This window comes from Microcella sp. (assembly GCF_033763155.1).
Taxonomy (GTDB): domain Bacteria; phylum Actinomycetota; class Actinomycetes; order Actinomycetales; family Microbacteriaceae; genus Microcella.
Genome location: NZ_JANRKZ010000110.1, coordinates 1 through 2,158 on the forward strand (window position 1 = coordinate 1; position 2,158 = coordinate 2,158).

A 2,158-nucleotide genomic window follows, 5' to 3' on the forward strand; every position below is an offset into this window, starting at 1 on the left:
CCTACACGGCGGCGCAGGGCCTCTTCGTCGGCGGCATCTCGATGTTCTTCAACGCGCAGTGGGAAGGCATCGTCATCCAGGCCGTGCTCGGCACCTTCGCCGTGATCGGCGTGACGTTGGCCTTGTTTGCGAGCGGCAAGATCCGCGCCTCGAAGCGCGCGACAAAGATCTTCCTCGTCGCGATGATCGGCTACGCGCTCTTCTCGCTCATCAACTTCGGCCTCATGGCTTTCGGAGTCACCGACAGCATGTTCGGTCTCCGCGACACCCCCGTCCTCGGCATGCCGCTCGGCTTCTGGCTCGGCATCCTCGTGATCCTGCTCGCGGCGTACTCGCTCGTGCTCGACTTCGACTCGATCCAGACCGGCGTGCGGCGTGGAGCCCCCGCCAAGTACGGCTGGACCGCCGCCTTCGGCATCATGGTCACCGTCGTCTGGCTCTACCTCGAGATCCTTCGCCTGCTCGCCATCCTGCGCGGCGAGTAGCGCTCGCCGCGCGGACGCGTCAGCGTCCCGCGTGAACGAATCGGGCCGCCCTTCGGGGCGGCCCTTTCTGCGTTCCGGCGGCATTCCGGCTCGGAACGGGCGGTGGCTGGGCCAGCAGCGCGGGCACGGGCGGTGGTTCGGCCGGCAGCGCTGGCGAGGGCGTGCAGACGACTCCGGCCACCCGGCGACCAAGCGGCACGCACGGTCTTCTTGTGTGAAGCCAGATTGACGTCAAACGGGTTTCACACAAGAAATGTCGACAGGGGCGTGTGCCTGTCGCGGCATGTGCCGTGGGAGGCACACTGCGTCAGCGGCTCATCACCCTCAGCGAGCTCAGGTGACCCGAGCGCCGAGACGGCGCTCGGCGCTGGCGTCGCGCGAAGGCCAGAAATGGCCTTCGCCTTTAGCTCCAGCGCGCCGAAATGGCCTTCGCCTAACGCGCGCCCGAGCGCCGAGACGGCGCTCGGAATGACCAGCCGCGTGACCCGGGCGGCGAGACGCCGCCCGGAATGACCGCGCGCGAAGGCCAGAAATGGCCTTCGCCTAGAGCGCGGTCATTCCCATTCGATCGTGCCCGGGGGCTTCGACGTGACGTCGAGCACGACCCGGTTGACGCCCGCGACCTCGTTCGTGATGCGGTTCGAGATGCGCGCGAGCACGTCGTAGGGCAAGCGGGTCCAGTCGGCGGTCATCGCGTCTTCTGACGAGACAGGACGCAGAACGATGGGGTGCCCATAGGTGCGGCCATCGCCTTGCACGCCCACCGAGCGCACATCGGCGAGCAGCACGACGGGGCACTGCCAGATCTCGGCGTCGAGGCCCGCGGCGGTCAACTCAGCACGCACAATCGCGTCGGCCTCGCGCAACAACTCGAGTCGCTCAAACGTCACTTCGCCGATGATGCGGATGCCCAGCCCGGGCCCCGGGAACGGCTGGCGCGCGACAATCGGCTCGGGCAGGCCAAGCTCGCGCCCGATCGCTCGCACCTCGTCTTTGAACAGCGTGCGCAGCGGCTCGACGAGCGCGAACTGCACGTCGTCGGGAAGCCCGCCCACGTTGTGGTGGCTCTTGATCGTGGCCGTGCCCGAGCCACCACCCGATTCGACGATGTCGGGGTACAGCGTGCCCTGCACGAGAAACTCGATGGCCCCGCCCGCATCCTGAGCCTCGGCCACCAGGTCGGCTGCGGCCTGCTCGAAGGTGCGAATGAACTCGCGGCCGATGATCTTGCGCTTGGTCTCGGGGTCGGTGACACCGGCCAAGGCCGTCATGAACTGCTCGCGGGCATCCACGGTCACCAATCGAATGCCCGTGGCCGCCACATAGTCTTCTTCGACTTGGCGTCGCTCGTCGGCCCGCAGCAGGCCGTGGTCGACGAAGACACAGACGAGCTGGTCACCGACCGCCTCGTGCACAAGCGCGGCCGCGACAGCCGAGTCGACGCCGCCCGAGAGTCCGCAAATGACGCGAGCCGAGCCCACCTGGGCGCGAATGCGCTCGACCTGCTCGGCGATGACATTGCCACTGTTCCAGTCGGCCGGGATGCCCGCCGCGGTGTGCAAGAAGTTCTCGAGCACGCGCTGGCCAAACTCGGAGTGCTTGACCTCCGGGTGCCACTGCACGCCATACATCTTCTGCTCGTCGCTCGCGAACGCAGCGACGGGAGTGTCGGC

At 67.6% G+C, this 2,158-nt stretch carries 2 protein-coding genes; one reads left to right on the top strand and one right to left on the bottom strand.

Features of this window, described 5'->3' with window-relative positions:
• The coding region (locus tag SFU54_RS05010) for a Bax inhibitor-1/YccA family protein (protein ID WP_319015200.1) at window positions 1–485 on the top strand (485 nt) is incomplete at its 5' end.
• 554 nt (window positions 486–1,039) lie between these two features.
• On the opposite strand, the gene guaA is transcribed toward SFU54_RS05010, so the two are convergent.
• Window positions 1,040–2,158, bottom strand: a 1,119-nt coding sequence (guaA, locus tag SFU54_RS05015) for a glutamine-hydrolyzing GMP synthase (protein ID WP_319015201.1), incomplete at its 5' end; no start/stop codon positions are given.